Source organism: Actinomadura sp. NBRC 104425, assembly GCF_030269545.1.
GTDB classification, from domain to species: domain Bacteria; phylum Actinomycetota; class Actinomycetes; order Streptosporangiales; family Streptosporangiaceae; genus Spirillospora; species Spirillospora keratinilytica.
In genome coordinates, this window is the sequence record NZ_BSTN01000041.1 from 1 (window position 1) to 26,038 (window position 26,038).

Annotated in this window: 20 protein-coding genes, 1 tRNA gene, 1 rRNA gene and 1 pseudogene; 10 read left to right on the forward strand and 13 right to left on the reverse strand. The window is 74.7% G+C overall.

Annotated elements, in window-relative coordinates:
- Nucleotides 1-101 (forward strand): 5S ribosomal RNA (gene rrf / locus QSK22_RS31680); the annotation flags it as partial.
- A 442-nt stretch (nt 102-543) separates the two neighbouring features.
- Nucleotides 544-1,724 (forward strand): annotated as a pseudogene (locus tag QSK22_RS31685) (RNA-guided endonuclease InsQ/TnpB family protein).
- Nucleotides 1,725-1,924: 200 nt separating this feature from the next.
- Here the strand turns inward: QSK22_RS31685 and QSK22_RS31690 are convergent.
- The 6 genes from QSK22_RS31690 to QSK22_RS31715 all read right to left on the reverse strand — a co-directional run bounded on the left by QSK22_RS31690 (nt 1,925) and on the right by QSK22_RS31715 (nt 9,646).
- A complete protein-coding gene (locus tag QSK22_RS31690) occupies nt 1,925-3,577 on the reverse strand; it encodes a DNA repair helicase XPB (protein WP_285498160.1) in 1,653 nt (550 codons plus the stop codon).
- Nucleotides 3,578-3,840: 263 nt separating this feature from the next.
- Entirely contained in the window at nt 3,841-4,293 is a 453-nt protein-coding gene (locus QSK22_RS31695; RefSeq protein ID WP_285498162.1) for a hypothetical protein, read from the reverse strand.
- A gap of 187 nt (nt 4,294-4,480) precedes the next feature.
- Complete coding sequence (locus tag QSK22_RS31700; protein ID WP_285498163.1) at nt 4,481-6,034, reverse strand: TROVE domain-containing protein; 1,554 nt, start codon at nt 6,032-6,034, stop codon at nt 4,481-4,483.
- 266 nt (nt 6,035-6,300) lie between these two features.
- A tRNA-Ser gene (locus QSK22_RS31705) sits at nt 6,301-6,361 on the reverse strand.
- A gap of 221 nt (nt 6,362-6,582) precedes the next feature.
- The gene (locus QSK22_RS31710; RefSeq protein ID WP_285498164.1) at nt 6,583-8,952 is read right to left on the reverse strand and encodes a helicase-associated domain-containing protein; all 2,370 of its coding nucleotides are present in this window, start codon (nt 8,950-8,952) and stop codon (nt 6,583-6,585) included.
- 70 nt (nt 8,953-9,022) lie between these two features.
- On the reverse strand, nt 9,023-9,646 hold the full coding sequence (locus tag QSK22_RS31715; protein WP_285498165.1) for a TetR/AcrR family transcriptional regulator: 624 nt from the start codon (nt 9,644-9,646) through the stop codon (nt 9,023-9,025).
- 157 nt (nt 9,647-9,803) lie between these two features.
- Here QSK22_RS31715 and QSK22_RS31720 point away from each other — a divergent pair, with 157 nt between their 5' ends.
- A complete protein-coding gene (locus QSK22_RS31720) occupies nt 9,804-10,481 on the forward strand; it encodes a hypothetical protein (protein WP_285498166.1) in 678 nt (225 codons plus the stop codon).
- A 132-nt stretch (nt 10,482-10,613) separates the two neighbouring features.
- Here QSK22_RS31720 and QSK22_RS31725 read toward each other — a convergent pair whose 3' ends face one another.
- Entirely contained in the window at nt 10,614-11,003 is a 390-nt protein-coding gene (locus tag QSK22_RS31725) for a hypothetical protein (protein WP_285498167.1), read from the reverse strand.
- Between the two features lie 326 nt (nt 11,004-11,329).
- Here QSK22_RS31725 and QSK22_RS31730 point away from each other — a divergent pair, with 326 nt between their 5' ends.
- Both QSK22_RS31730 and QSK22_RS31735 read left to right on the forward strand, forming a co-directional pair.
- The gene (locus QSK22_RS31730; protein ID WP_285498168.1) at nt 11,330-11,995 is read left to right on the forward strand and encodes an HAD family hydrolase; all 666 of its coding nucleotides are present in this window, start codon (nt 11,330-11,332) and stop codon (nt 11,993-11,995) included.
- A gap of 191 nt (nt 11,996-12,186) precedes the next feature.
- Entirely contained in the window at nt 12,187-12,582 is a 396-nt protein-coding gene (locus QSK22_RS31735) for a cold-shock protein (RefSeq protein WP_285498169.1), read from the forward strand.
- Nucleotides 12,583-12,600: 18 nt separating this feature from the next.
- Here the strand turns inward: QSK22_RS31735 and QSK22_RS31740 are convergent, their stop codons facing one another.
- Nucleotides 12,601-14,028, reverse strand: a complete 1,428-nt coding sequence (locus tag QSK22_RS31740) for an MFS transporter (protein ID WP_285498170.1) — start codon at nt 14,026-14,028, stop codon at nt 12,601-12,603.
- Between the two features lie 157 nt (nt 14,029-14,185).
- On the opposite strand from QSK22_RS31740, the gene QSK22_RS31745 reads away from it, so the two are divergent.
- A complete protein-coding gene (locus QSK22_RS31745) occupies nt 14,186-15,124 on the forward strand; it encodes a DUF3027 domain-containing protein (RefSeq protein WP_352231510.1) in 939 nt (312 codons plus the stop codon).
- A 12-nt stretch (nt 15,125-15,136) separates the two neighbouring features.
- Entirely contained in the window at nt 15,137-18,139 is a 3,003-nt protein-coding gene (locus QSK22_RS31750) for a sacsin N-terminal ATP-binding-like domain-containing protein (protein ID WP_285498171.1), read from the forward strand.
- 28 nt (nt 18,140-18,167) lie between these two features.
- Here the strand turns inward: QSK22_RS31750 and QSK22_RS31755 are convergent, their stop codons facing one another.
- The 3 genes from QSK22_RS31755 to QSK22_RS31765 are packed head-to-tail and all read right to left on the reverse strand — an operon-like array spanning nt 18,168 to nt 19,851.
- Nucleotides 18,168-18,431 carry a DUF2530 domain-containing protein gene (locus QSK22_RS31755; protein ID WP_285498172.1) on the reverse strand — a complete coding sequence of 88 codons (264 nt, stop codon included), beginning with the start codon at nt 18,429-18,431 and terminating at the stop codon, nt 18,168-18,170.
- Nucleotides 18,432-18,436: 5 nt separating this feature from the next.
- The gene (locus QSK22_RS31760) at nt 18,437-19,027 is read right to left on the reverse strand and encodes a TetR/AcrR family transcriptional regulator (protein WP_285498173.1); all 591 of its coding nucleotides are present in this window, start codon (nt 19,025-19,027) and stop codon (nt 18,437-18,439) included.
- Nucleotides 19,027-19,851, reverse strand: a complete 825-nt coding sequence (locus QSK22_RS31765) for an alpha/beta fold hydrolase (protein WP_285498174.1) — start codon at nt 19,849-19,851, stop codon at nt 19,027-19,029. The genes QSK22_RS31760 and QSK22_RS31765 overlap by 1 nt, the downstream gene beginning before the upstream one ends.
- Before the next feature lie 272 nt (nt 19,852-20,123).
- Here QSK22_RS31765 and QSK22_RS31770 point away from each other — a divergent pair, with 272 nt between their 5' ends.
- The 3 genes from QSK22_RS31770 (at nt 20,124) to thpR (ending at nt 22,665) form a co-directional block, all read left to right on the forward strand.
- The gene (locus tag QSK22_RS31770; RefSeq protein WP_285498175.1) at nt 20,124-20,588 is read left to right on the forward strand and encodes a MarR family transcriptional regulator; all 465 of its coding nucleotides are present in this window, start codon (nt 20,124-20,126) and stop codon (nt 20,586-20,588) included.
- Nucleotides 20,589-20,773: 185 nt separating this feature from the next.
- On the forward strand, nt 20,774-22,042 hold the full coding sequence (locus tag QSK22_RS31775) for an MFS transporter (RefSeq protein WP_285498187.1): 1,269 nt from the start codon (nt 20,774-20,776) through the stop codon (nt 22,040-22,042).
- 62 nt (nt 22,043-22,104) lie between these two features.
- Nucleotides 22,105-22,665, forward strand: coding sequence for an RNA 2',3'-cyclic phosphodiesterase (gene thpR / locus QSK22_RS31780; protein ID WP_285498176.1), 561 nt, complete (start codon nt 22,105-22,107; stop codon nt 22,663-22,665).
- A 44-nt stretch (nt 22,666-22,709) separates the two neighbouring features.
- Here the strand turns inward: thpR and QSK22_RS31785 are convergent, their stop codons facing one another.
- Together QSK22_RS31785 and QSK22_RS31790 are read right to left on the reverse strand one after the other, a co-directional pair.
- On the reverse strand, nt 22,710-24,791 hold the full coding sequence (locus QSK22_RS31785; protein ID WP_285498177.1) for a hypothetical protein: 2,082 nt from the start codon (nt 24,789-24,791) through the stop codon (nt 22,710-22,712).
- A 64-nt stretch (nt 24,792-24,855) separates the two neighbouring features.
- Nucleotides 24,856-26,019 (reverse strand): hypothetical protein, encoded by a 1,164-nt coding sequence (locus QSK22_RS31790; protein WP_285498178.1) that lies wholly within the window; start codon nt 26,017-26,019, stop codon nt 24,856-24,858.
- Between the last annotated feature and the right edge of the window lie 19 nt (nt 26,020-26,038).

Below are 26,038 nucleotides of genomic sequence, written 5' to 3' on the forward strand. Positions count from 1 at the left end.
AAGGGGAAACACCCGGTCCCATTCCGAACCCGGTAGTTAAGCTCTTCAGCGCCGATGGTACTGCATGGGTGACTGTGTGGGAGAGTAGGACGCCGCCGGACGTTTTCTTCAGTTGGGAGGCCCCCGCCGTTGTGGCGGGGGCCTTTCTCTTTTCCTCGGGGTGTTTTCCGGGGTTGTTTGGTGGCGGTGGCGCCGCCGTTCTGGTTGTCGTGATCGCGGTGTGGCCTGCGCGGCTCCCTTGGGCCAATCCGCCCGACTGCAGCTGTGAATGGGTGCGTGTGACGGTGTGTGTCCTTATAACAGGTCGGCGGACGTTCGAGGGCGAGCCGGTCGAGGTGGGGGCGGTTGCGTCGTCGGCGGTCGCTGTCGGTCGGCAGATCACGAGCGTCCGTCACTGTTCTTCCACAGGGGCCGGCGCGTTCATCGAAAACTCCTGAGTGTGGAGACCCCGGGCTTTGGCCCTGGGGAGGAAACACGACCCGGCACGCTGCCGAGCCTGATCGCGAACATGCGTCTCGCAAGCGGAGGCATGGAATGTGAGACATGGCGCGGCGGGTGAAGCGGGCTTTGCGGTACCGCTTCCATCCCACGGAGGAACAGGCAGCACAGCCGTCGCGTACGTTCAACTGCGTCCGCCTGGTCGACAACCGGGCGCTGGAGGAACGCACCCGCGCCCGGTATGCGCAGCAGCGCCGCGTCTCCTACGCCGAGACCTCCGCGATGCTCACCGAATGCAAGCGCAAGGAACCGGTGTTTTCGGGCGAGGTGTCCAGCGTGCCGTTGCAGCAGGCGCTGCGGCACGTGCAAGTGGCGTTTGTGAACTGCTTCGCCAAGCGGGCCGAGTACCCCACGTTTAAGAGCAAGAAGAAGTCGCGGGTGTCGGCTGAGTACACCCGCAGCGCGTTCAAGTGGCGTGACGGCTGGCTCAACCTGGCCACGATGCGCGAGCACTGGCGCATCGTGTGGTCCCGCCCCCTCCCCGAGGGTGCCGAGCCGTCCACCGTCACCGTCTCCCGGGATGCGGCCGGGCGCCGGTCGGTGTCCATCTTGTGCGTGGACGCCATCACACGCCCGGCCCCGTCCGAGTGGGCCGTGGGCGTCGATGCCGGGGTCACCTCGCCGGTGACCTTGTCGACCGGGGAGAAGGTCGCCGACCCCCGGCACGAGCGCCGCGACCGGGAACGCCTCGCCAAGGCGCACGAGGACCTGACCCGCAAGGCCAAGGGCTCGAAGAACCGCGACAAGGCCCGGCAGAGGGTGGCGCGGAATCACGCGCGGATCGCCGACCGGCGCCGCGACTTCCTGCACAAGATCACCACTCGGCTCGTCCGTGAGAAGTAAACGGTCGTGATCGAGGACCTGGCCGTCCGCAACAGGGGCCGCAACCGCTCGCCGGCCCGCGCCATCTCTGACGCGGCTTGGAGGACAAGTGCGACTGGTACGGGCAGGCACTGCTTGTCGTGGACCGGTGGTTCACCTCCAGCAGGCTGTGCGCAAACTGTGGCGCGGTCAACGAGGCGATGCCCCTCAAGGTGAGGCAATGGATATGCGGGTGCGTCGCGGTCCCCGACCGGGACGTCAACGCCGCCGAGAACATTGCGGCCGCCGGGCCGGCGGTGTCCGCCTGTGGAGCCGACGTAAGACTCAAACGGCGTAAGCCCGGAGGGCAGACGGCGACGAAGCAGAAAAACCAACCGGTGACGGTTGGAATCCCCCGCCTTTGAGCGTGGGGAGGAAGTCAAGACGGTGCTTCGACCAGACAGACAGCGCCAGGGATGGCAACGGCGCGGCCGGTCGGCGCCGCCGGCGTCTCACGCGGGGGTCCGGACCCGTGGTTGCGCGTGAAGAGGGTGTTGAGGTTCTTGGCCGCGACGGGCCGGCCTCTGGCGGATCGCCAGAGCCTTGCCGTTGCGCGGCGGCGGCGTCAGATCTCTTCGCCTGCAAGGACGGCGTCGGCATCGACGATGCGGTAGGCGTAGCCCTGTTCGGCGAGGAAGCGTTGCCGGTGTGCGGCGTACTCCTGGTCCAGGGTGTCGCGGGCGACGACCGCGTAGAAGCGGGCCGTCTGGCCGCCGGCCTTGGGGCGCAGCAGGCGGCCGAGGCGCTGGGCCTCCTCCTGGCGCGAACCGAAGGCGCCCGACACCTGGACGGCGACGGAGGCCTCGGGCAGGTCGATGGAGAAGTTGGCGACCTTGGAGACCACCAGGACGCTGATCTCCCCGGAGCGGAAGGCGTCGAAGAGGCGTTCGCGTTCCCGGACCCGCGTCTCGCCCTTGATGACGGGGGCGTCGAGGAGGGCACCGATCTCGTCGAGCTGGTCGATGTACTGGCCGATGACCAGGGTCTGCTGGCCGCGGTGCCGCTGCACCAGGGCTTCGACGAGCCTGGTCTTGGTCTCGGTGGTGGCGCAGAACCGGTAGCGCTCGTCCGGCTCGGCCGTGGCGTAGGCGAGCCGCTCGGAGTCGGACAGCGTCACCCGCACCTCGACGCAGTCCGCGGGGGCGATCCAGCCTTGGTTCTCCATCTCCTTCCAGGGCGCGTCGTACCGCTTCGGGCCGATCAGGGAGAACACGTCGCCCTCGCGGCCGTCCTCGCGCACGAGCGTGGCGGTCAGGCCGAGGCGGCGGCGCGCCTGCAGGTCGGCGGTCATCCGGAAGATCGGCGCGGGCAGCAGGTGGACCTCGTCGTAGACGATCAGGCCCCAGTCGCGGGCGTCCAACAGCTCCAGATGGGTGTAGGCGCCCTTCCGGCGCGTCGTCATGATCTGGTAGGTGGCGATGGTGACCGGCCGGATCTCTTTCTTGGCGCCGGTGTACTCGCCGATCTCGTCCTCGGTCAGCGAGGTGCGGCGCAGCAGCTCCTGCTTCCACTGGTGCGCCGAGACGGTGTTGGTGACGAGGATCAGCGTGGTCGCCCGGGCGCGCGCCATGGCGGCGGCGCCGACGAGGGTCTTCCCGGCGCCGCAGGGCAGGACGACGACGCCCGACCCGCCGTGCCAGAACGCGTCGGCGGCCTCGCGCTGGTAGGAGCGCAGTGCCCAGCCGTCCTCGACCAGGTCGATGGGGTGGGCCTCGCCGTCGACGTAGCCGGCCAGGTCCTCGGCGGGCCAGCCGAGCTTCAGCAGCGCCTGCTTCAGCGATCCGCGTTGGGACGGGTGGACCACCACCGTGTCGTCGGCGACGCGTTCGCCGAGCATGCCGCGGACCCTCTTGGAGCGCAGCACCTCCTCCAGCACCGCCCGGTCGGAGGAGGCGAGCACCAGGCCGTAGGTGGGGTGCTTCTCCAGGCGCAGCCGCCCGTACCGGGCCATCGTGTCGGCCACGTCCACCAGCAGCGCGTGCGGCACCGGGTAGCGGGAGTAGCGCAGGAGGGTGTCGACGACCTGTTCGGCGTCGTGGCCGGCGGCGCGGGCGTTCCAGAGGGCCAGCGGTGTGACCCGGTAGGTGTGGATGTGCTCGGGCGCCCGTTCCAGTTCGGCGAACGGGGCGATGTCGGTGCGGCAGGCGTCGGCGAGGTCGTGGTCGACCTCCAGCAGCAGGGTCTTGTCGGACTGCACGATCAGCGGACCGTCGGACACGGAAAGCAGCCCCCGTCAGGCGTCGGAAGTGGGTGGCACGTTCACAGCCGTCACTTGAGAAGCACGTTACTCCAGGCCCGTGCTACAGGTAGGGGTCTCCGGGCGGCCGGGCGTACGTGTGTGCAACACGCTGGGCCGCTCGCGTCTTCCCGGGCCGGGCCGGCTCTGCTCCGGCGGTCGGCTTGCGGGCGGACGGGCCGGGCGGTGGCCCTGCTCGCGCCGGCTGGACGTGGCGCCCGGGTCCCGGGTGCCGTGTCCGCTGGTCAGATGTTGCTGCCGCTGTCGTAGGTGGACGACGAGGAGCCGCCGTCGAGGACGATCGCGACGATGAGCGCCGCGATCGCGATGACCACCGCCAGCGCGAAGATCACCCAGCTCCACACCGTCAGCGTGCGGGCCGACTCGGGGGCGGTGGCGGAGCGGCTGATGGCCAGCGAGGACGTGACGATGCCGGGGATGGCCAGCACGTTGCAGCAGGACACGACGAGCAGGATGTTGCAGACGAGCGCGGCGATGGCGGCGCCGTTGGCGCTGGGGGCGTGGCCGGGCACGCCGGGCGGGCCGTAGCCGTAGGAGGGCTGCGGTGGGGCGCTGTACTGGCCGTACGGGTCCCAGCCGGGCTGTGCGGTACCCGGGTGCGGCGTGTTCTGCCAGCCGCCGTCCTGCTGCCCGTAGGGGTCGCTCCACCCGGACGGCTGCCCTCCGTACCCGCTCACTCGGGGCCCCTTCCGTAGCGATCGGACCGGCCGACCGCCCCTACCGGCGGGGCGCGGTCCGTCCGGTTTTATTGATTGGTTGGACTGTGCAGGCTATCCGTTGGTTCATCCGCATTCGTAGCCGATAGCGAATATAGGTCGCGGCGCGGAGCGGGTGTGCACGCGGCCGAGCCCCGCGCACACCCGCTCAGAACGGCCAGTCGGCGTTCCGGCCGGCCTCGATGAGCGGGATCATCGAGAACGCGGCGTCCGACAGCCCGCCGAACGTGTGCCGCGTCCCGCTGCCCGACGGGCCGTGGCCGTACCGGTAGCCGGCGAGGTTCCACGTGTAGACGGGCACCCGCTGCGGCACCGCCCGCGTGGGCTCCTCGCCGTGGACGCCCGGCCACGCCTGCTCGTCGGTGACGATCACCACGCGGTCGTGGCCGCGGTAGTTGTCGCGCACCGCCTGCGCGGTGTTCGTCCCGCCGAGCGCCCGGAACCGCTTGACGACCTTCAGCACCGGCTCGCCGCGGCGCAACCGCACCCGGGCGTGGTCGGTGCCGAACTGCACCAGGTCGGCGTGCTCGGCCCGCAGGGCCAGCGCCGCGCCGAACACCGCCGCCGCGTCCGCCGCGGTCAGGTCGGAGCGGGCCGACGGCCGCCAGAACATCGATTCGGAGCGGTCGACGAGCACCAGCGTGCGGCCGGGCAGCGCCGGGACGTTCGCCAGCGACGCGTCCAGCGCCCGCTGCAGCGTGCCCGTCCAGCGCGGCGCCGCCGCCCGGTAGGCCGCCAGGAACCGCATCGGCAGCACCCGCGACCGCGCGACGCGCTCCCGGTCGCCCAGCCGTTCGGCCACCTGCGCGGCGACCTCGTCGGACACGTGCGCCCGGTCGAAGTTGCGCAGGTTGCGCAGGAGCGCGAAGTAGCCCATCGAGGGGATGATCCGCTCCCAGAACGCCGCCGAGAGCGGCCCCTGGATCCAGCCCGCCAGCGACTCCCAGGTCATCCCGGCGTCGGCGAGCACGCGCTCGGCGCCGGGACGGTCCAGCAGCGCGCGCCGCTCGTCCACCGGCAGGGCCAGCAGCTCGGCCCTCGCCCGCAGCGTGGCCAGCGACGCGGGGATGCCGTCGCCGCGGCCGTGCCGGCGGTCGATGGCGTGCCGGAACAGGTCGCCCTGCCGCGGCGTGCGCGGCCGCGGGTGGGTCAGCTCGATGACGTCGCCGAACCGGAAGCCGCCGCCGTCGTACTTGATCAGCGAGCGCTCGTCGTAGAGGCGGCGGACGGCGTCGGCGACGCCGCGCTTGACCGGCTGCGGCAGCGCCCGTCCGTACCGGCCGCGCCAGTACGCCAGCAGCTCCCCGGGCTCGTCGGCGCGGCGCAGCGCCGCGGCGATCATCGGGCGGTTGCCGCCCGCGCGCCGCTCGGCCAGCCGCGCCCGCACGCCCTCGGCGGCCGCGACCACGGCCGCCGAACGCATCCCGGCGTCCGCGCGCAGCCACCCGATCATGCGGGCCGTCCAGTCCGGGTCGTCCAGCGCGACCCGTCCGGCCAGCGTGCGGAACCGCTCGTCGCGCTCGTCGGCGCCTTCGTAGAAGGTCTGCTCGCCGACCATGTTCGACACCGCCAGGAGGAACAGTTCGCTCTTGGGGTCGCGCCTGTAGCCCGGGGCGCCCTCGTGGGTGCGGGCGGTGGGCGCGGACCGGGACTGCACGGCGCTCACCGCGCCGACCAGGCGTGAACGGTTGAACTTCGCCATTGTCGGTACGAACCTCCTGTCGGCCGCCCGAGAAACAGGGCCGCGCGCAGAACGCGCACCGGGCGGCGGAAGTCGGAGCCCCTCCCGAGTTCCCATCGGCCGAAGGTGTCAGACCCACCTGCGGTGGAGTCCCAAGGAATTGAACCTTGCTCGACCCGAAGTAACTCCGGCCTGCGCACCGGGAGGGGCAAGTGAAAGGGCGCGCCCGAGAACCGGGCGGCGGCGGTACATTAGCGCTCTATCCGGCTGAGCTACCGCCCGTTGAGTCGGGCGGGCAGGACTCGAACCTGCGACCTCTCCATTATCAGTGGAAGTAACCGCTGCCTGCGCATCGGGCGCGCACGTCATCGTCGCGTCGAATCGTCGGCGTCAGCACCGCGGAAACGGCGGCCGCGACGCCGCGCGGAGGACGGCTGCGGAATTCGACCGTCGTAGACGGCATTTGCATCGCGCGGTTCGCACCGGTCCTCCTTCCGTCGTCATCGTGACGATCACAACCGTGCCGCATCCGCCGCGCGGACGGCAACCGCTTTTCCCGGTGCGCGTTTTCAGTAGTCGATTTCGGAGACGCCGGTGATGCGGTGCAGGGCGAACCGCTGGACGGCGGCGCGGGTGGCGTCGTAGCCGGTCAGATAGCCGCCCTCGACGCGCACCGGCTCCACGATGCGGCTGGACGCCCGGCCCTGCTGGTCCAGATAGCCGATCCACACCCGGGCGCCGCGCTCGACCGCGTCGCGCAGCATCTCGATGGTCGCGGCGGCGGGAGAGCGGGGCGGCTCGCCGGACGGGGCGGACGCGGCGTGCTCGGCGCCCAGCCGGGCGGCCTCGTCACCGGCCCGCAGCGCCCGCACCGCCGCGGCGATCATGGCTTCGTCGACGGTCGCGTCGGCGCGCAGCCGGGCGGGTTCGGCGGTCGGCGGCGGTTCGGCGCGGTGGGCGTCCGGACGGGTGATGATCACACCGCCCTCGGGGGTCTCGGCGACCGGCGACAGCCCCAGCGACCGCAGCCCGTCCAGCAGCTCGCCGCGCGGCAGGCCCGACGCCAGCACGGTCGGCGCCAGGCGCTGCAGCCGCAGCCGGGCGGCGCGCCGGTCGGCGAGGATCTCGTCCAGGACGGCGGGCGAGTCGGTGCGCACGTACGAGGCCATCGCCCCCACCCGCAGCGCGCCGTGCCGCCGCGCCACGTCCTCGATCAGGTACGTCAGCGGCTGCGGCAGCGGGGTCGTCGAGTGCCGGGTGAGCAGGGCGGTCAGCTCGTCGGCGGTGCGTCCCGCGTCCAGCGCCCGGCGGATCGAGTCGGGGGTGAAGCGGTAGACGGTGGCGGCGCCGGTGGACTCCACGTCGGCGGCCAGCGCCAGCTCCCGGGCCAGCTCGGCGACCAGCGGGCCCGGCGCGACGGCCGTCAGGTCGCCCTGGATGAGGATCTCCTCGACCGGACGCGGCAGGTGCTTGTCCAGGCCGGGCGCGGGGTCGGCGCCGTCGAGCAGGTCGCGGGCGTGCGGGGCGAGCCTGCCGAACCCGGTCAGGCCGAGCGCGGCGGCCTCCCGCAGCGTCCAGTCGACCAGCCGGTCGCGCAGCGGGCCCGAACGGCGCGGCCGCCGCCAGGCCAGGCGGGCCCGCACCGAGTCGGCGTCCGCGGCCAGGTCCGGTCCGGCCTCGGCCAGCTCGCGCAGCACCTGCGTCCGGGTGGACGGGGCGACGGGCCGCACAACCGCGTCGCCCAGTGCGTTGATCAGCCGGTCGCGGTCGTCGCGTTCGCCGACGAGCCCGGCGACGCGGTCGGACCCCAGCCAGCCGAGCGCCAGGTCCGTCCAGCGTCCGGCGGTGTCCCGCAGCAGCCACAGGTCGTAGGCGGGGGTGGGCAGCCACTCGCCGCCCAGCTCGCCGGTGCGGGTGAGCAGGCCCGCCGCGTACGCCGTCTCGATCAGCAGCGCGGCGTGCCACTCCTCGACGTCCAGCTGCGCCGCGGTGGCCCGCAGGTCGCGCACGCCCAGGCCGCCGCTGCGCAGCGCGGGCGGCGGGTCCAGGCCCCAGCGCTCCAGCAGCTCTTCGACCATGCGGACGGCGGTGAACGCGGTTCCGGCGGCGGCGCGCGCCACCGCGTCCTCCGGGCGTTCGCCGGACCGGGCGGGCACACCGCCGGTGCGGCCGGTCAGCGGGGGCGGCTGGGCGGTGACGTCCCGGAACAGCCGTCCGCCGCGCAGGTGCAGGGCCACCTCGCGGGGCAGGGTGACGGTGCGGTCGTCCTCGGCGGCGAGCAGGCCGCGCGCCAGCAGGCGCTCGATCGGGGTGGTGGCGGTTGCGACCCGCACCGGGCGGCGGGCGTCGGCGACGCGGCCCACCGGCGGCCCCCAGACGAGCTGGGCGAGGGCGGCGCGCGCGTCGGCCCCGGCGTCGGCGATCAGCGGTTCGGGGTCGGCGAGCAGCTCGGTCAGGCGGCGCAGCAGCCGGTCGGCGTCGGGGAACCCGCGCGGCTTGGCGTCCAGGTCGGTGATCAGCCCGACGAGTCGTCCGACGGGATAGCCGGCGAACACCTCCCGCGCGGGCGGCCCCAGCCCGGCGGGATGCGGCAGGGCCTGCCGGACGCCCGGCGCGGCGGCCGTCCGCTCCGAGCCCCACACCAGGCCGTGGCCGCGCAGCCGGTCGAGGGCCGCCGCGGCCTCCGCCTCGCTGGCGCCGATCGCGTCCGCCAGCGCCCGCGGCGCCGGGTCGGGCAGGACGAGCACGGCCTCCAGCACGGCCAGGGTGAAGCGGTCGAGCCGGTCGAGCGCGCGGGAGACCGCGGCCGGGGCGGTGGCGCGGGCCGCGAGGGCGTCCAGGTCGGCCGGCACCGGAGTGATCAGCTCGGGCCGCGCGGACAGCAGGGCGCGCAGCTCGGCGTCGTCGCGTGCGCGCAGCCAGTCGGCGTAACTCTCCATGCCGTTCCCAACCTAGTCGGCGTGAGGCGTGTGCGGAGAGCGCCGGGCGGGCGCGGGACGGCGTACGCGGTCAGGACGAGGCGGCCGGGGCCCGCTTCACCAGCCCCATGCCCAGCCGGGCCCAGCTCGCCACGAAGCGCTTTTCGTCGATGCGGGTCGGCGGCTCGTACATCGACTCGTTGGCCAGCCAGTAGTTGACGACCGCGCCGCCCAGCACGGAGGCGATCGCGGGCCAGTCCTCGTCGGCGTCGGCCAGTTCCGGCTGCTCCGACAGCCACCGCGCGATGCCGTCGTACAGGGGGTTGACGATCCCCTCGCGCATCTCGGCCACCAGGTGCGGGAACTGGTCCAGGTCGCGGAACAGCACCCGGATGAGGTCCTGCTCCTCGCGCATCTTGGCCAGCCCGGCCTGGCAGGTCATCCGCAGCCGGACCTCCAGCGGGCGGTCCTCGTACTGCTTGGCGTGCTCGAGCACCTCGGTGACCTGCTTGCGGGTGCGCTCGATGTGCTCGCGGATGGCGGAGGCCAGCACCTCCTCCTTGGAGCGGAAGTGGCGGTACAGCCCGCCCGCACCCGGCGACAGCCCGGCCGCCGCCTCGATCTCGGCGACCGACGTTGCCGCGTATCCGCGGTCGGCGAACAGGCGCAGCGATTCGGCTACGATCCGCTCGCGCGTTGAAGTCGGCTTGGTCACGTGTTCCTCCGCAAGAACAGTACGGCATGTTCGCGCCGACCGCCGCCGTCCTGTGCCCGGCACACCCGGATCGTGACGCGACTCGCACCGCCGCCGGCGGCTAAAGTTCTTGCTACGCCCTTTATCCGGAAAGGGGCGTACGGGAGGGACCAAGCGAATGGCAGTACTGCCGCGGAGGAGGATCCGCGGATCACCGCGCACGTTCATCGGCGGGGCCCTGCGCATCAGCCGAGAGGCTCCGCATCCGCAGCCCCGAGAGGCTGCCCGTATCGAACCCGAGGAGCTCGCCGAGCTCACGACGTCCCCGAAGTCCCCCGCGCCCCACGAGCCTCCCGAGGCGCCGGGTGCGGATGTTGCGGGCACGGCGCGCACGGGGGCGCGCCGCACGTTCCTGCCCGACGATTTCGTGGTGCCCACGCTGGTCGCCGGTCCGCGCTTCCGCATCCGCCCGATCACCGTGCACGACGTGGTCAAGGACTACGCGGCGGTGCGGGGCAGCCTGGAGCGGCTGCGCGAGCGGTTCGGGCCGGACTGGGGCTGGCCCGCCGAGGAGTTCACCTTCGACCAGGCGCTGATCGACATCGCCTGGCTGCAGAAGGAGGGCCAGCTGCGCCGCTCGTTCAGCTACGCGGTCACCACGCCGGACGAGGAGTGCCAGCTCGGCCGCATCCACATCGCGCCGTCCGACACCCCCGACGCCGACGCCGTCGTGGTGTTCTGGGTGCGCGACGACCAGGACGACCCGTCCCTGGAGCGGGAACTGGAGGAGTTCGTCCGCGAGTGGGTCGTCACCACGTGGCCGTTCAAGACCGTCCGCTTCCCCGGCCGCGACTGACCCGGCCGCAGCCGGTCTGACCGCCGGCCCGGACGGCGGGCCCGGCCACCGGCACCGACCACACCCTCAAGGACCGCGACCGGGCCGCGACCGGCCCGGCCGGGGCGCACCGCCGGGCGGGCCCGCGCCGCGTCAGTCGAGCCGGCGGACCAGCCCGACGGCGAGCCGCCCGACCAGCAGGTACACCAGGGCGGCCAGGCCGTAGTTGACCGCCACCGCGATCTTGGGGTTCGCGGGCTGGAACACGTCCTTGAACTGCCAGGCCAGGTCGTGCGCCCACCCGGCCACCCGACGCACCAGCTCGTTGCCGGTGTTGGCCTCGAATGCCACGAACACGATGTGCACGGCCAGCACCAGCACCACCGCCGTGGTGGCGAGCGAGACCGCCCCGGCCAGCGCCGAGACGACCCGCTTGCGGGCGGCCCGGGCGGTGTCGCCCGACAGCCGTGCGTGCCGGCCGGGGGTCGCACCCGCCCGGCCGCCGCTGCGACCGGTCATCGTGGTCTGGGTGTTGTCCGCCATGGCGCCCTCTTTCTCGGGTTGGCGCGGATTGCCGTCCGACGGGGGATCGTTTGGGGGCCGCGCGCCCTTTCGAGACGCGCGTTTTTCCTGCTCAGAGGGTTCGTGCCGGGGTCGCCGGGTATATCCGCCGCACAACGCAGCCGGGCCGGGCGACCGGACGGCGGCCGCACACAGGACTCCCGCGCTCCCCTACTCGGATCCCGTCGCATCGCCACTACCAGGGGAGCGCGGGGCTGTGCGGGGCGCGATTCCCGGCCGCGCCGGGACGTCGCCCGGGCGGACGGCCATCGCTTCACCCCCATGTCATTCCCTTTACCCTGTGTGGCGTGCTGGAGCCAGCTTCGCCGCGATTCGCCGTCGGGTTCGACCTCGACCTGACCCTTGCCGACACCCGTGCCGCGATCGGCGCGGTCTACGCCGAGCTCGCCGCCGAGACCGGCGTGTCGATCGACGTGGAGGCGGTCGTCGCGCGGATCGGCCCGCCGCTGGAGGTGGAGCTGGCGTACTGGTTCCCGCCGTCCGAGGTGCCCGCGATGGCCGACCGCTACCGCGCGCTCTACCCCGACGTGGCGATCCCCGCCACCAAGCCCATGCCCGGCGCGGCCGAGGCGGTCGAGGCGGTGCGGGCACGGGGCGGACGGGTCGTCGTGGTGTCCGGCAAGAACCAGGCCGACACCGAGCGGACCGTGCGCTTCCTGGGGCTGGAGGTGGACGAGGTGGTCGGCGGCCTGTTCGGTGCGGACAAGGGCGTTGCGCTGCGCCGCTGCGGGGCGGGCGCCTACGTCGGCGACCACACCGGCGACGTGGACGCCGCCCGCGCCGCCGCCGCGACGGCGGTGGGCGTGGCCACGGGCGCGTACGACGCCGCGGCCCTCACCGCCTACGGCGCCGACGTGGTGCTGCCGGACCTGCTGGCGTTCCCCGGGTGGCTCGACGGCTTCGGCGACGGCGCGGGCCGGGTGTCGCTCTCGGGCGACGGGGCGGGCGCCTGATTCGTCCCTCTCCCGGGCCTTTCCGGCATGGTTCGGCATCCGGAAATCCGGATGCCCGGAAGGCGCCGCCGCAGGTAGCTTCAATCCGCGGCCTCGTAAGGGATCCGGGCCCCTCGCACGCGTGTTCACCGGCCCTCGGCGAGGCACTAATCTTGAGGCCAATTCAGGACGAGAGTTGAACGAGGTCTCCCGTGCCCACTGGCAAGGTCAAGTGGTACGACGCCGATAAGGGATTCGGCTTCCTCACCCGCGATGACGGCGGTGAGGTCTTCGTGCACTCCTCCGCGCTCACCGGCGGCATCGCGTCGCTGAAGTCCGGCCAGCGCGTCGAGTTCGGCGTGGTCGAGGGACGGCGGGGGCAGCAGGCGCTGTCGGTGCGCACCCTGGAGACCCTGCCGTCGGTGGAGAAGTCGCTCGCCAAGGCCCGCCGCAAGAAGCCCGATGAGATGGTGGTGATCACCGAGGACCTCATCAAGCTGCTGGACGGCATCTCCAACACCTACCGCCGCGGCAAGCACCCGTCCTCCGCCGAGGCCAAGAAGATCGCCACCGTCCTGCGCGCCGTGGCGGACGACCTGGCGCCCTGACGTCCGGCCGCGCCCCGGTCACGTCGCTTCGGGGCGGGCGCCGGGGACGCGGGCACGGCGGCCTGAGCGGGTGCCGCGCCGGCCCGGGCGGTGCAGCAGCAGCGCGGCCAGCGACACGGCCAGGGCGCCCGCCACGGCGGCCAGGGCCGCCCGGCCGTCGGCGACGGTCGACATGCCGAGGCCGAGCAGCCCGCCGAGCACCCACACCAACTGGTGCAGGGTCTCGGTGACCGCGAACGCGGACGAGCGGACGTCCTCGCCGATCTCCTGCTGCACCGTCGCGTCCATGGACAGCTTGCCGAGGGACTGGCCGAGGGCGCCCGCGAACGCCGCCGCCAGCGCCGCCCACAGGCCGAACAGCGCCGCGCACACCGCCGCGACGGCCGTCACGAACGCCAGCGTGCCCAGCACCAGCGGCCGCGGCGCGCGTGCCTTCGCCCAGGCGCCCAAGGCGGTGCCGGCCAGGCCCCCGGCGCCCGCGCACGCCGCGAGCATGCCGAGCGCGATGTCGCCGGACACCGGGTCGAACCGCTCCTGCCGCAGCAGGAACGCCAGGTAGAGGATGAGGAACCCGGAGAACGCCCGCAGCGCGGCGTTGGCCGCGACCGCCTCGGTGACGGCGGGGGGCAGGCGAGGCGGCGTCTGCCGCCGTCTCCGTGGTGCTTCGGCGCCGTCCGCGCGCTCGATGGCCGCGCCGGGCCGCTGCGGCGCGTCGGCGTCCGGTGCGGCGCCGGCGGGGGAGGGCGCCGCGTCCACGTGCCCGGGCAGGCGCATCGCGACCGCAACGCCCAGCAGGAACACCGCCGCGGTGACGCGCAGCAGCCAGCCCGCGCCGACCAGCACCGTCAGCCCCGCCGCGATCGGCGCGGCGACGGCCGCGCCCACCAGCCCGGCGAACGACACCCGCGCGTTCGCCGTCACCAGGGAGACGCGCTCGGGCAGCACCTGCGGGGTCGCCGCCGCCCGCAGCACCCCGAACGCCTTGGACAGCACCAGCACGCCGAACGCGGCGGGCAGGTAGGTCAGCTCGTCGCCGCCGGTCACCGCCCCGGCCATGCCCCAGCACAGCAGGCCGCGCCCGGCCAGCGTGGCGGCCACGGCGTAGCGGCGGGCGTGCCGCATCCGGTCCAGCGCCGGGCCGACCAGCGGCGCCACCAGCGCGAACGGCGCCATCGTGACCAGCAGGCACAGCGCCACCCGGCCGCGGGCCTGGTGCACGTCCAGGCCGAAGAACACCGTCCCGGCCAGCGCGACCGCCACCATGGCGTCGCCGGCGGCGTTGACCGCGCCCGCCTCGGTCAGGGCGCCGAGGCCGCTGCGTCCGGCGCCCCGGGCGTGCGTGAGGCGCCGCGTCAGGCGGGCCGCGCCGCGGACGGCACGGCCCGCGCCGCGGACGCCCCCGCGCGCCGACCTCCCGACCGCGGCCGCGCGTGCCCGGATGCCCATGCGTCCTGCTCTTTTCCGTGCGGCGTGTTTCGCAGAGCCGACCCAATCGACAGTACGTTTCCCTGGTGAGCGCCGTGCTCACCGGCGCGCGTCGTGGAACTCCCCGCGCGGCCCCGGTGGTCTCGGTCACGCCAATTCATGCGCGAGAATTGAGGACGTGAGCCCACTCCGTCAGTCGAGTCCCGCGCGTTCCACCGGCGCGCGCTCCGCCCGGGCGTCCCGTTCCAGCGGAACGGCGCGCTCCGGCAGGACGGCGCGCCGCCGCACCCCTGTCGTCGACCCGGCCTGCGCCGAGGCCGTCGACCTCGCCCGGGAGGCCGCGCAGGAAGTGGCCGCGACGGGGACAACGCAGCCGTCCCCGTCCGGGGCCGTCGGCGACCACCTCGGCCTGCGCGCCGAGGGTGACCGGGTGGTCACGCACTATTTCGCGTGCCTGAACCCCGCCTACCGGGGCTGGCACTGGGCCGTCACGGTGACCCGGGCGGCCCGCGCCAAGGTCGTCACGGTCAGCGAGTGCGCGCTGCTGCCCGGGGAGGACGCCCTGCTGGCCCCCGAGTGGGTGCCGTGGCTGGAGCGGCTGCGCCCCGGCGACCTCGGCCCCGGCGACCTGCTGCCCACCGCCGCCGACGACGTCCGGCTGGCGCCCGGCTACGCCGACGTGGGCGACTCGGGCGACCAGCAGATGCAGTGGGAGCTGGGCTTGGGCCGTCCCCGCGTGCTGTCGCGCGAGGGCCGCGCGGAGGCCGCCGCCCGCTGGTACGACGGCATCGCCGGGCCCCGCGCGCCCATCGCCGCCTCGGCGCCCGCGCAGTGCTCCACCTGCGGGTTCTACGTGCCGCTCGCCGGCGAGCTGCGGCAGATGTTCGGCGTGTGCGCAAACGAGTACGCCCCCGACGACGGGCGCGTGGTGTCGGCCGACCACGGCTGCGGCGCGCATTCGGAGGCCGTCGTCGTCCCCCCGGCGTCCGAGCACGGACCGCCGGTGCTGGACGAGGTCGGCTACGACATCGTCAAGATCACCCCCGCCCGCGACTCCGGCGACGACGGCTCCTCCGAGACCCCCTCGGAGGAGGAAGAGGCCCTCGGCCACAGCTGATCCCGCACTGCGGTGACACCGACCGTGAACGACGACCCGTTCGGCACCGGGGAGATCCGCGACCGCGTGCTGCGCACGTGGGAGCGGTCCCCGGCGCGGTTCCGCGAGGACGCCAACGCCGAGGAGGACTACGCGCTCGGCGGGTACCGCGACCGTGTGGTGGTGGAGCTGGCGCAGAACGCCGCCGACGCCGCCGTGCGGGCCGGGGTGCCGGGCCGCCTGCGGCTGACGTTGCGCGGCGCCGTGCTGACCGCCGCCAACACCGGGGCCCCGTTCGACGCCGCCGGGGTGGAGGCCTTGTCGACGCTGCGCGCGTCCGCCAAACGCGACGACGAGGGCGCCGCCGGCCGGTTCGGCGTGGGGTTCTCCGCCGTCGTGGCGGTGAGCGACCGGCCCGCGATCGCGTCGGCCCGCACGGGGGGCGTGGAGTGGTCGGCCGAGCGCGCCCGCGCGCTGGCGGCGCGCACACCGGCCCTGCGGGAGGAGCTGGACCGCCGGGGCGGGCACGTGCCGCTGCTGCGGCTGCCGTTCCCGCTGGACGAGGCCGTGGACGAGGACGCGGCCGTGCCGGACGGCTTCGACACCGTCGTGCGGCTCCCGCTGCGCGACGACGCGGCCGCGGGCCGGGTGCGCGAGCAGCTCCGGCAGGCCGGGCCCGCGCTGCTGCTGGCCCTGCCCGCGCTGACGTGCGTCGAGATCGACATCGACGGCGACACCCGCACCCTCACCGCCGAACACGACGAGGCGGCGGGCGCGGTCGTGATCGACGGGACGCGGTGGCGCATGGTCGAGGACCACGGCGTGCTGCCGCCCGAACTGCTGGCCGACCGGCCCGCCGAGGAGCGCGCCCGCCCGGTGTGGCAGGTGCGCTGGGCCATGCCCGACACCGGCGACCTGGCCGGGACGCCCGCCGTCGTGCACGCCCCCACGCCCAGCGACGAGCGGCTCGACCTGCCCGCCCTGCTGATCGCCTCGTTCCCGCTCGCCCCCGACCGCCGCCACGTCGCACCCGGCCCGCTCACCGGTTTCCTGGTGGAACGCGCCGCCGACGCCTACACCCGCCTCTTGCGCGCCCTGCCCGCCTCCACGCGCCTGCTCGACCTGGTGCCCGGCCCCGTGGCGGCCGGGGAGCTGGACGCCCGCATCCGCCGCGCCGTCCTGGAGCGCCTGCCCGAGGTACCGCTGCTGCCCGTCGCGGACGGCGCGCGGGTGCGGGGCCGGGACGCGGTGGCCGTGGACGGCCCGGCCGCGTTCGTCGAACTGCTGGGCGGCGGGGACGACCCCGTGGTGCCCGGGCTGCTGCCGCCCGCCTGGCCGGTGCGGCATGCGGCGCTGGGCGCACTGGGCGTGCGGCGGTTGGACCTGGCCGACGTGATCGACGAGCTGGCCGCCCTGGACCGCGAACCGGCCTGGTGGCGCCGCCTGTACGACACGCTGACCGGGGCGCCCGCGGACGCCCTGGGCGCCCTGCCCGTCCCGCTGGCGGGCGGCGACCGGCTGGTGCGCGGCCCGCGCGGGCTGCTCGTCGCCGCCGACGGCGTCGACCCGGAGCGGCTGGGCGCGCTGGGGCTGCGGTTCGTCCACCCCGACGCCGTGCATCCGCTGCTGCCGCGGCTGGGCGCGGTGGAGGCGGGGCCGCGGGCGGTGCTGGCCGACCCCGCCGTGCGCGCCGCCGTGGCGGGGTCCCTGGACGCCGACGACCCGGACGAGATCGCCGAGGCCGTGCTCGGCCTGGTGCGGGCGGCCGGGATCGAGCCCGGCGAGGAGCCGTGGCTGGCGGAGCTGGCGCTGCCGGCCGCCGACGGCGACCTGTATCCGGCCGGTGAGCTGCTGCTGCCCGACAGCCCGCTGCGCGACCTGGTCGCCGCGGACGCCCCGTTCGGCGTGGCCGACGCCGACCTGGTGGAGCGGTGGGGCGCCGGCGTGCTGGCCGCCGCCGGGGTGCTGGAGGTGTTCGCCGTCGCCCGCGCCGAGGACGTCGAGCCCGCCGCGCTCGCCGCCGGCGACGTGACGCTGCACCTGGATGACGAGGACCGCTGGGCCGACGAGGTCCTGGCCCGCGTCGGCGACGGGGAGCTGCCGCCGCTGCTGCCGGAGCTGCACGCCGTGCGCGACCTGGAGCTGGTCGACGACTGGGATGCGGCGCTGCGCCTGCTGGCCGGGCGTCCGCAGCTGCGGGCGGCGGTGGTGGAGCCCGCGCACGTCACCCGGCACGACGGCCTCCGGGTGGCGGTGCCGTCGTACACCGCGTGGTGGCTGCGGCGCCATCCGGTGCTGGGCGGCCGCCGCCCGACCGAGTTCCGCCTGCCCGGCGAGGACGAGCTGCTGGCCGGGCTGTACGACCCCGCGCCCGCCGGCCTCGACCGCCCGTTCCTGCTCGCCCTCGGCGTCCGCACGTCGCTGGCGGACCTGTTGGCCGAGCCGGACGGCGCGCAGGAGCTGTTGGACCGGATGGGCGACCCGGCGCGCACGGTGCCCCGGCGGCACCTGGGACGGCTCTGGACGGCCGTCGCCGAGGCCGCGTCCGCGGTGGAGCCGCCCGAACGCGTGCGGGCGGTCGTGGACGGCGAGGTGGAGGTGGTGGACGCCGTCGACGCGCTCGTTCTGGACCGCCCGGACCTGCTGCCCCTGCTGCGCGGCCAGCCGCTGGTCATCGCCTCCCACGGCGACGCCGCCGAGCACCTGGCCGAACTGCTGGATCTGCCGCCGGCGAGCGAGGAGATCGAAGGCGTCGTGCGGACGCAAGGGGAGAGGCGGCCCGTGCCGGAGGCCGTCCGCGCGGTGCTGCCGGACGCGCCCGCCACCTACCTCGCGCATGACCGCCTGGTCGTGGACGGGGTGTTCGTGCCGTGGTGGTGCGGGGACGGCCAGGCGCACGCCACCGGCCCCTGGGGGCTGGCCCGGGCCCTGGCCTGGCTCGCCGGGCGCTGGGAGGCCCGGCTGTCGGCCGAGGCCGTCCTGCGCGATCCCGACGCGCTGCCCACGCTCCTCGCCGAGAGCGACCTGGACCCCTGAGACCGGCGCGTTTCAAGACAGGGCGGCGTCAGTCTTCGCCGGAGTCGCGTTCGCGTTCGTGCCGGGACAGTTGGCGGGCGCGGGCCCGGTGCAGCCGCGGGATGTACCAGATGCCGAACAGCCCGGTGCCGATTCCGGCGACGCACACCCACAGCCACCACCGGTGCTCGTCCGGCAGTCCGACGATCAGCAGCACGACCAGCGCGACCGCCCATGCCGCCGTTCCGGCGACCGCGACGCCCACGTCGTTGGTCTCCAGCGGCGGCGGGTCCGGGCGGCGCGGTTTGGTCATGCCGATCAGCCTATCGGCGGCTCGTTCGGCTCCGGCGGGGGCGCGGCGCGCAGGCCGCCGACGACCATCCGGACGAGCAGCTCGTAGCTGTTCTCCGTGTCCTCGGGCAGCCCGAACGCGCCCGCCGCCTCCAGGACGGCGAAGCCGTGCACGGCCGACCGCAGGCACCGGGCCGCGTGGACCAGGTCGGGGCCGTCCAGGTCGTAGCCGCGCAGCACGGCCAGCACCACCTCCAGCAGCCGTTCGCCCGCCAGCGCCATGCGCGGGTCGGTGAGCGGCTGCTGGCTCATGGCGGCGTAGCGGGACGGGTGGTCGGTGACGTAGGACCGGTACGCCTGCATCACCGCCCGCACGGCGTCGTCACCGGAACGGCCCATCGCCGCCCGCTGCAGCCGCTCCGTCAGCTCCTCCATCACCCGCCGCGTCACCAGGTCGCGCAGCTCGGCCAGGTTCCGCACGTGCTTGTAGAGGGACGGCGCCGCCACCCCGGCCGCCTTGGCGACCGCGGCCAGGGTGAGCGCGCCGGGGCCGTGCGCGTCGACGATGCCGATCGCGGCGTCCACGACCGCCTCGGTGGACAGGCCCGCGCGCGGCATCAGGCGCTCACCCCGTCGTCGGCGGGCGCCACCTGCCGCAGGAACCGCAGCAGGGCCTCGGTGGTCTCGGCGGGGAACTCCTGGTGCGGGTAGTGGCCCGCCCCCTCGACCATCACGACCTCGGCGGGGCCGCCCAGCTCGGCGGCGACGGCCGCGGCCTCGGCGCGGGCGTCGGGGAAGTCCGGGTCCTCGGTGCCCATGATGATCAGCGCCGGGACGGACACCTTCGGCAGCAGCCCGGCCAGCTCGGGCTTGGTGTCCAGGCCCATCGCGCGGGCGGCGGCCATCCTGCCGCGCTCGCGCATGTTCGCCTTGAGCGCCGCCAGATGCGCGGGGAAGTCGTCGGGACGCGGCCCCTTGTAGAGGCTCTTGTAGTACATGCCCCACAGCGCCGGCGAGCTCAGGACCAGCCTGACCAGGGGCTTCATCACCGGGTTGAGCGGGACGGGCCGCGCGAACGGCCCCACCAGCGCCAGCCCGCGGACCAGGGACGGCTCGCGCACCGCCAGCAGCGGCGCGGTGCCGCCGGAGAAAGAGTGGCCGACCACGACCGCCGGGCCGCCGCCCAGGTGCCGCAGGAGCGCGGCGAGGTCGTCCGCGCTGTCCCCGATCGAGTACGAGGCGAATCCGGCGGTCGACTCGCCGTGGCCGCGCAGGTCCGTGGTGACGACCCGGTACCCGGCCGCGGCCAGGGCCGGCGCGACGTGGCGGTAGGTGCCGCGCAGGTCGCCCATGCCCGGCGCCAGCACCACCAGGGGGCCCGCGGGGTCGCCGGTGACCTCGTAGGCGATGCGACCGCCGGGGACGTCGATGAACTCGCTCATGACTCCTCCTAATGTCGATAGCCGTAAAGCTAATGTCATTAGTCCTTCCGTGTCAAGCGTCGCGTGGCAGCATGGGAGGCGGGACAACAGCGAGCCGATCGGAGGATGAAGTCGCGCCGCCCCGCGCTCCTGCGCGCCCGAGCCCCCGATGCGCAGCGAAAACGCGCACGCCCCGGTGGCCGGCCGCAGCGGCGGGGCGCCCTGCTGGCGGTATGGCGGAATGCAAGCCGCCGTCGTATCGTTAGCAAAAGCAATGACTTCTGCGAACGAACATGACCACGTCACCGACCACAAGCCGCACGGTGTCGGTCCAAAGCCTGGCCGAAGACCTGCGCATCTCGATCGCCCGTCTGTCGCGCCGCCTGCGCACTCTGAGGCCCGACGCGGCCGGGGCGGCGGCTCCGCTGTCGCTCACCCAGTTCGCCGCGCTGGCCGCCCTCGAGCGGCACCGCGCGATGACCCCGCGGGAGCTGGCCGACCACGAGAAGGTGCAGCCGCCCTCGATGACCCGCGTGATCGCCTTTCTGGAGAGCCGGGGGCTGGTGGAGCGCAGCCCGCATCCGACCGACGGCCGCCAGGTCGTGCTGAGCGTGACCGAGGACGGCCGCGCCCTGCTGGCCGGGGAGCGGCGCCGCAAGGAGGCCTGGCTGTCCCGGCGGCTGGACGCGCTGTCCCCCGAGGAGCGGGAGATCCTGCGCCAGGCCGCGCCGATCCTGGACAAGCTCAGCCAGTCCTAGCCGCCGAGCCGCCCGAGTCCGGCGCCCCCGACCCGGCCGATGCGGAACCGGTTGATACGGGGCCGGTTGATACGGGGCCGGTTGATACGGAGCCGGTTGATACGGAGCCGGTTGATACGGGGCCGGTCGCGGGCGCCGCCGATGTGGAGCGTTCCGCCGCCGAGGCCGAGCAGGCCACCGGCGGCATGTTCCGTTCGCTGCGCGTCCGCAACTACCGGCTGTTCGCCTCCGGCCAGGTCGTCTCCAACATCGGCACCTGGATGCAGCGCATCGCCCAGGACTGGCTCGTGCTGGACCTGACGCACGGCAGCGGTACCGCGCTCGGTGTCACCACCGGCCTGCAGTTCCTGCCGATGCTGCTGTTCGGCCTGTGGGGCGGCGTGATCGCCGACCGCTACCCCAAGCGCCGCGTCCTGATGATCACCCAGGCCGCCATGGGGGTGCTCGCCCTCGTGCTGGGCGTGCTGGCCGTCACCGGCACCGCCCGGGTGTGGCACGTGTACCTGCTGGCGTTCCTGCTCGGCGTGGCCACCGTCGTCGACAACCCCACCCGGCAGTCGTTCGTCATCGAGATGGTCGGCAAGCGGGACCTGCCCAACGCCATCGCGCTCAACAGCGCCTCGTTCAACGGGGCCCGGCTGGTCGGCCCCGCCGTGGCCGGCCTGCTGATCGCGGTGCTGGGCACCGGCCCGGTGTTCCTGCTCAACGCCGCCTCGTTCGCCGCCGTGCTGTTCGGCCTGTACGCCATGCGGCAGGACGAGCTGCACACCGCCGAGCCCGTCGCCCGCGGCAAGGGCCAACTGCGCGAGGGCCTGCGCTACGTGTGGGGCCGTCGCGACCTGACCGTGGTGCTGGTGCTGGTGCTGTTCATCGCCACGTTCGGGATGAACTTCCAGGTCACCGTGGCGCTGGTGTCCCGCGAGGTCTTCCACACCGGGGCCTCCTCGTTCGGTTTGGCGTCCAGCATGCTGGCGCTGGGCGCGCTGACCGGGGCGCTGCTGGCCGCGCGCCGTGCCACCCGTCCCCGGATGCGGCTGCTGATCGGCGCGGCGCTGCTGTTCGGCGTGCTGGAGGTCGCCACCGGGCTGATGCCCGCGTACTGGTCGTTCCTGGTGCTGCTGGTGCCGACCGGGATCGCGCTGATGACCTTCACCACCGCCGCCAACGCCACCATGCAGCTCGGCGTCGCGCCCGAGATGCGCGGCCGGGTCATGGCGCTCTACATGCTGGTGTTCCTGGGCACCAACCCGATCGGCGCCCCGGTGGTCGGCTGGATGGCCGAGCAGTTCGGGCCGCGGATGAGCATCGTCGTCGGCGGCCTGGTCGCCGTGGCGTCGGTGCTGGTCGTCGCCGCGCTGGCCGTCCCGCGCGCCGGCCGCCGCCCGGCGGCGGTGCTGGGGGCGCTGCGGTCGCGCCGCGCGGACACCGCAGGGGACATGACGCCGGGGACATGACGGGGGCGTGACAAGCGGCGTGCCTGCTGAAAGGCTGGACGGGTGGCCTTCCGGACGTGCACATGAGGCTGTTCGTGGCGGTCGTCCCGCCCCCGCCGATCCTGGACGAGCTCGCGGAGTTCATCGGCCCGTTCCAGGACGACCTGCCCGAACTGCGCTGGCTGCGCCCCGACCAGCAGCACATCACGCTCACCTTCCTCGGCGAGGTGGACGAGCGCACCTACGAGCGTCTGCTGCCCCGCCTCGAACGCGCCGTCGCCCGCCACCCGCGGCTCACGCTGTCACTGGCGGGCGCGGGCGCGTTCCCCAACCCGGCGCACGCCCGCGTGCTGTGGACCGGCGTGTACGGCGACCGCCGCGACCTGGCCCTGCTCGCCGCGTCCACGACCGCCGCGGGACGCCGCGAGGGCACCCTGCCCGACAAGCACCCCGGGTTCCGGCCGCACCTCACCTTGGCCCGCTGCCGCCGTCCCGTCGACGTGCGGTCCCTGCTGGAACCGCTGGCGGCGTTCGCGGGCGGCACCTGGACGGCCGAGAACGTGCACCTGATACGCAGCCACCTGCCCGGCAGGGGCCGCACGACGGTCGTGTACGAGTCGCTGCACAGCTGGCCCCTGCGCTGACCCGGGCAGCCTTCCCGCGGCCTTCAAAAGCGCCTGCCAGGCCCCTACAGCTCCGGGGGAGGCGGCGCGGGGCGGTCGGCGTCCGGCGGCCCCCACGGCAGCCCGTAGCGCTCGCAGGCGCGCCGCAGCCGGCCCAGGTCGGGAGGGAACGTCACCTGGCGCAGCACCCGGCCGGTCGGCCCCCACACCACCAGCCGCGGCATCCGCTCGGTGGACTCGTCCACGCCCACGCCGCCGATCAGCTCGCGGCGCACCTCCCATTCGACGCGGCCGCGCAGCGTCACCACCGCCACCCCGGCCGCCGACACGCGCAGCTGGGCCCGGTTGCGGTCGTACAGCCAGTAGCCGAGCAGCCCCGCCGGCACCCCCGCGGGCACCGCCCAGGCCGCCATGCCCGGGAGACCGCCCAGGTCGGGGCCCAGCCACACCGCGCCCAGCAGCGCCACGAACTCGCACAGCAGCACGCTCATCGCGTACGAGGCGACCCGGGAGCGGCGCGTGGCGTCCAGCAGCACCCCGGGCGCGGTGGACGGCGCAGGCGGCGCGTCCGGGGCGGCCTCCGCCGGACCCGCACCGGCGCCGCCCGACGTCTCCACCGGCGCCTCGCCGCCGGACCCGCCCGCCGCGTGCGACGGCACCGCCGCCTCCTCCGACGGCACCGACGACAGCGTGGACACCGCCGAATGGAACGCCGCGCTCAAATAGGCGTCGTACTCGGCGTCGGTCACCGGCAGCCCCGCCCGCCGCGCCGACTCGCGCAGGTCGGTGCGGGAGATCCGCAGCGCCGACAGCGGCGCGGCGAAGAACTCGTCGCCGTCGGAGTCGTACAGCCGCACCCAGGCGTGCCCGGCGATCGTCAGCAGCTCGATGCCGCCGATGCGGTCCTCGGGCATGCGCAGCACCACGTCGCCGGCGGCGTCCACCCAGCCGAGCCCGCCGTCGGCCACCACCAGCCGCCCGCCCGGCACCTGCGCGAAGACCTCCGGCAGGCCCTCCAGCCCGTAGGCGGGGGAGCGCGGCGTGCGCGGCCCCGGCGTGACCACCCGGTAGCCGTGCTCGTCCAGGCCGTGCGCCAGCTGGAAGCCGTCCAGGCCGCGCGCGGGCAGCCGGGCCAGCAGTCGCATCCGGTGGTCGAACGCCAGCACCGCCAGCGGGACGCGCCGCGGCTCGTCGGTCAGCGGGTCCAGGGCCAGCCCGGGGCCGACGACCAGTGCCGCCACGTCCGCGGCGGCCAGCCGCAGGCCCTCCCGCGCCCCGGGCCGGGTCCGCACCAGCAGCCCGTCGCGCCGGATCGTCCACTCCACCCGGGCGGTGCGCAGCAGCCGCCGCCACGCTCCGGCGACCCCCGCGACGGCGGCCACCGCCCAGCAGCCCGCCGCCAGCCGCCGGCCGAAGTCGGCCGTCCCCTCCACCGCGATGTGCGCGATCATCGTGGCGCCCAGCAGGGCCAGCAGCGCGCCCAGCACCGCGGTGCGGCCCCGTCCCGGCACCGGCTCCGGCGACGCCAGCCGCACCGGCCCGCCCGCCGCGCCGGACGCCGGCGGGTCCTCGCGGGGCGGCTCGTGCGCGGCGGCCAGCAGCGCCGCCTCCTGGTCGAGCAGCCGCTGCTCGGCGACGTGATGGCGGGGCAGGCCGAGGTCGCCGCCCGCACCGGCCGCGCCGTCCTCCGACAGGCCCGAGACGGCGCCGTCCAGCAGGAACACCGGGATGCCCAGCCGGCGCGCGGTCACGAAAACCGCCAGCGGCTCCAGGCCCATGGCGTCCAGGCCGCCCACCGTCGTGCGGCCGAACCGGTGCAGGACGGTCAGCCCGCCGTCGTCCACGGTGATCGCCAGGCCCTCGATCCGCGACCGCTCATACCGGGTCAGGATCGTGCCGTCGGGTGCCACCCGCTCCAGCCCCGCCGCCGACAGCCGCCAGTACGGCCGGGGACGGCGGCGGCGCAGGGCGGCGACGGCCCCGGCGATCCACGGTGCCGCCGCGCCCGCCCCGAGCAGCCCCGCCCACAGCCACACCGGGCGGATCGGCAGCAGCGCCAGCGCCACCACCGGAAAGGCCAGCCGTCCCGCGGCGACCGGACGCCACCGGGTCGCGGAGGCGTGCAGGCCGACCAGCTCGTGCTCCACAGTCCGCATCCTCACACGGGCCCCGGCGGGGCCGTCACTCCCTTTTCCGATCCCACGACTACGATCATGAACGCTTCCGCGCGATGGCGTAACCGAGGACCCCGGCGACCGCCAGGGCGGCGACCAGGCCCACGCTCGCCCCGGTCGAGTCGCGGCGCCCGTTCTCGGCACCGGACCCGCCCCCGCCCGCCGGTGACGGCGAGGGTGAGGCGGGCAGCATGTTCTCGGGCAGCGGCACCCGGTACACCGGCTGGTCGCTGCCCTCGGACCCGGCCAGCAGCGACCGCCCGTCCGCCGCGAACGTGATCGACTCGCCCTGCTCCTGGCCGGGCAGGGAGATCGCCCCCAGCGACTTGCCCGGCCGCCCGTCGGACCCCACCGCGTAGGCGCGGGCGCCGAAGTAGGTGCGGATGACGCACAGGCGCCCGTCCGGCGAGAACGCCCCGTCGGTGGCGATGCCCGGGGCGTCGCCGACCCGGCGCAGCGTGTTGAACCCGCCGGTGCGCAGCCGCGCCGGAGCCTCGTAGATCTTCCCGGAGAACAGCTTGCTGGCCACGTACAGCCGGTTGGTGCGCGGATTGATCATCATGGTCTCGGCGTTGCGCGGCCCGTCCTCGTACTTCAGCCGGAACGCGGTGGCGCGCAGCGTCTGCGAGCGCAGCTCGGCGGGCTCGGGGATGCGGTAGACGGTGATGGAGGGCCAGGCGCCGCCCATGTTGTCGCCGATGTCGCCCACGTAGATCGCCGGACGGCCCCGCTCGTCGCGGCCCAGCGCCATGGCCTCCCAGTCGCGGGCCTGCGCGCCCGCCAGGGTCAGGACGGCGCGCGTCCTGCCGTCGGGGCCCAGCGCGAAGATCTGCGCCTGTCCGCCCGAGTCGTTGTGGGTGTAGACGATGCCGGGGTGCCGCTTGCTGACCGCCAGTCCGCTGGACTCGGTGATGCGCGGGTCCCGGATCGTGAACGCCACCTCGCTGCGGGCCGTGGACGCTGCCGCGGACGCTGCCGTGGACGCTGCCGTGGACGCTGCCGTGGACGCTGCCGTGGACGCTGCCGTGGACGCTGCCGTGGACGCTGCCGTGGACGCGGTCGTGGACGCGGTCGTGGACGCTGTCGCGGGCGGCGCCGCGACGGCACCGGCCGCCGCCACCGCGCCGCAGGCCGCGCCGAGCCGGACGGCGGTGCGCGCGGGGAACGCGGGTGCGGCTCGGCGCGGGCGCGGCGACGTCATGATCCGATCTTCCCCCGTT

What these genes read in the sequence shown, in the direction of transcription:
- QSK22_RS31760 (WP_285498173.1), bottom strand. Translation starts at nt 19,027, where the DNA reads ATGCCGCGCGCGGGCCTGTCCACCGAGGCGGTCGTGGACGCCGCGATC.
- QSK22_RS31790 (WP_285498178.1), bottom strand. Translation starts at nt 26,019, where the DNA reads ATGACGTCGCCGCGCCCGCGCCGAGCCGCACCCGCGTTCCCCGCGCGC.
- QSK22_RS31700 (WP_285498163.1), bottom strand. Translation starts at nt 6,034, where the DNA reads ATGGCGAAGTTCAACCGTTCACGCCTGGTCGGCGCGGTGAGCGCCGTG.
- QSK22_RS31740 (WP_285498170.1), bottom strand. Translation starts at nt 14,028, where the DNA reads ATGGGCATCCGGGCACGCGCGGCCGCGGTCGGGAGGTCGGCGCGCGGG.
- QSK22_RS31765 (WP_285498174.1), bottom strand. Translation starts at nt 19,851, where the DNA reads ATGAGCGAGTTCATCGACGTCCCCGGCGGTCGCATCGCCTACGAGGTC.
- QSK22_RS31775 (WP_285498187.1), top strand. Translation starts at nt 20,774, where the DNA reads ATGTTCCGTTCGCTGCGCGTCCGCAACTACCGGCTGTTCGCCTCCGGC.
- QSK22_RS31770 (WP_285498175.1), top strand. Translation starts at nt 20,124, where the DNA reads ATGACCACGTCACCGACCACAAGCCGCACGGTGTCGGTCCAAAGCCTG.
- QSK22_RS31725 (WP_285498167.1), bottom strand. Translation starts at nt 11,003, where the DNA reads ATGGCGGACAACACCCAGACCACGATGACCGGTCGCAGCGGCGGCCGG.
- thpR (WP_285498176.1), top strand. Translation starts at nt 22,105, where the DNA reads ATGAGGCTGTTCGTGGCGGTCGTCCCGCCCCCGCCGATCCTGGACGAG.
- QSK22_RS31710 (WP_285498164.1), bottom strand. Translation starts at nt 8,952, where the DNA reads ATGGAGAGTTACGCCGACTGGCTGCGCGCACGCGACGACGCCGAGCTG.
- QSK22_RS31755 (WP_285498172.1), bottom strand. Translation starts at nt 18,431, where the DNA reads ATGACCAAACCGCGCCGCCCGGACCCGCCGCCGCTGGAGACCAACGAC.
- QSK22_RS31720 (WP_285498166.1), top strand. Translation starts at nt 9,804, where the DNA reads ATGGCAGTACTGCCGCGGAGGAGGATCCGCGGATCACCGCGCACGTTC.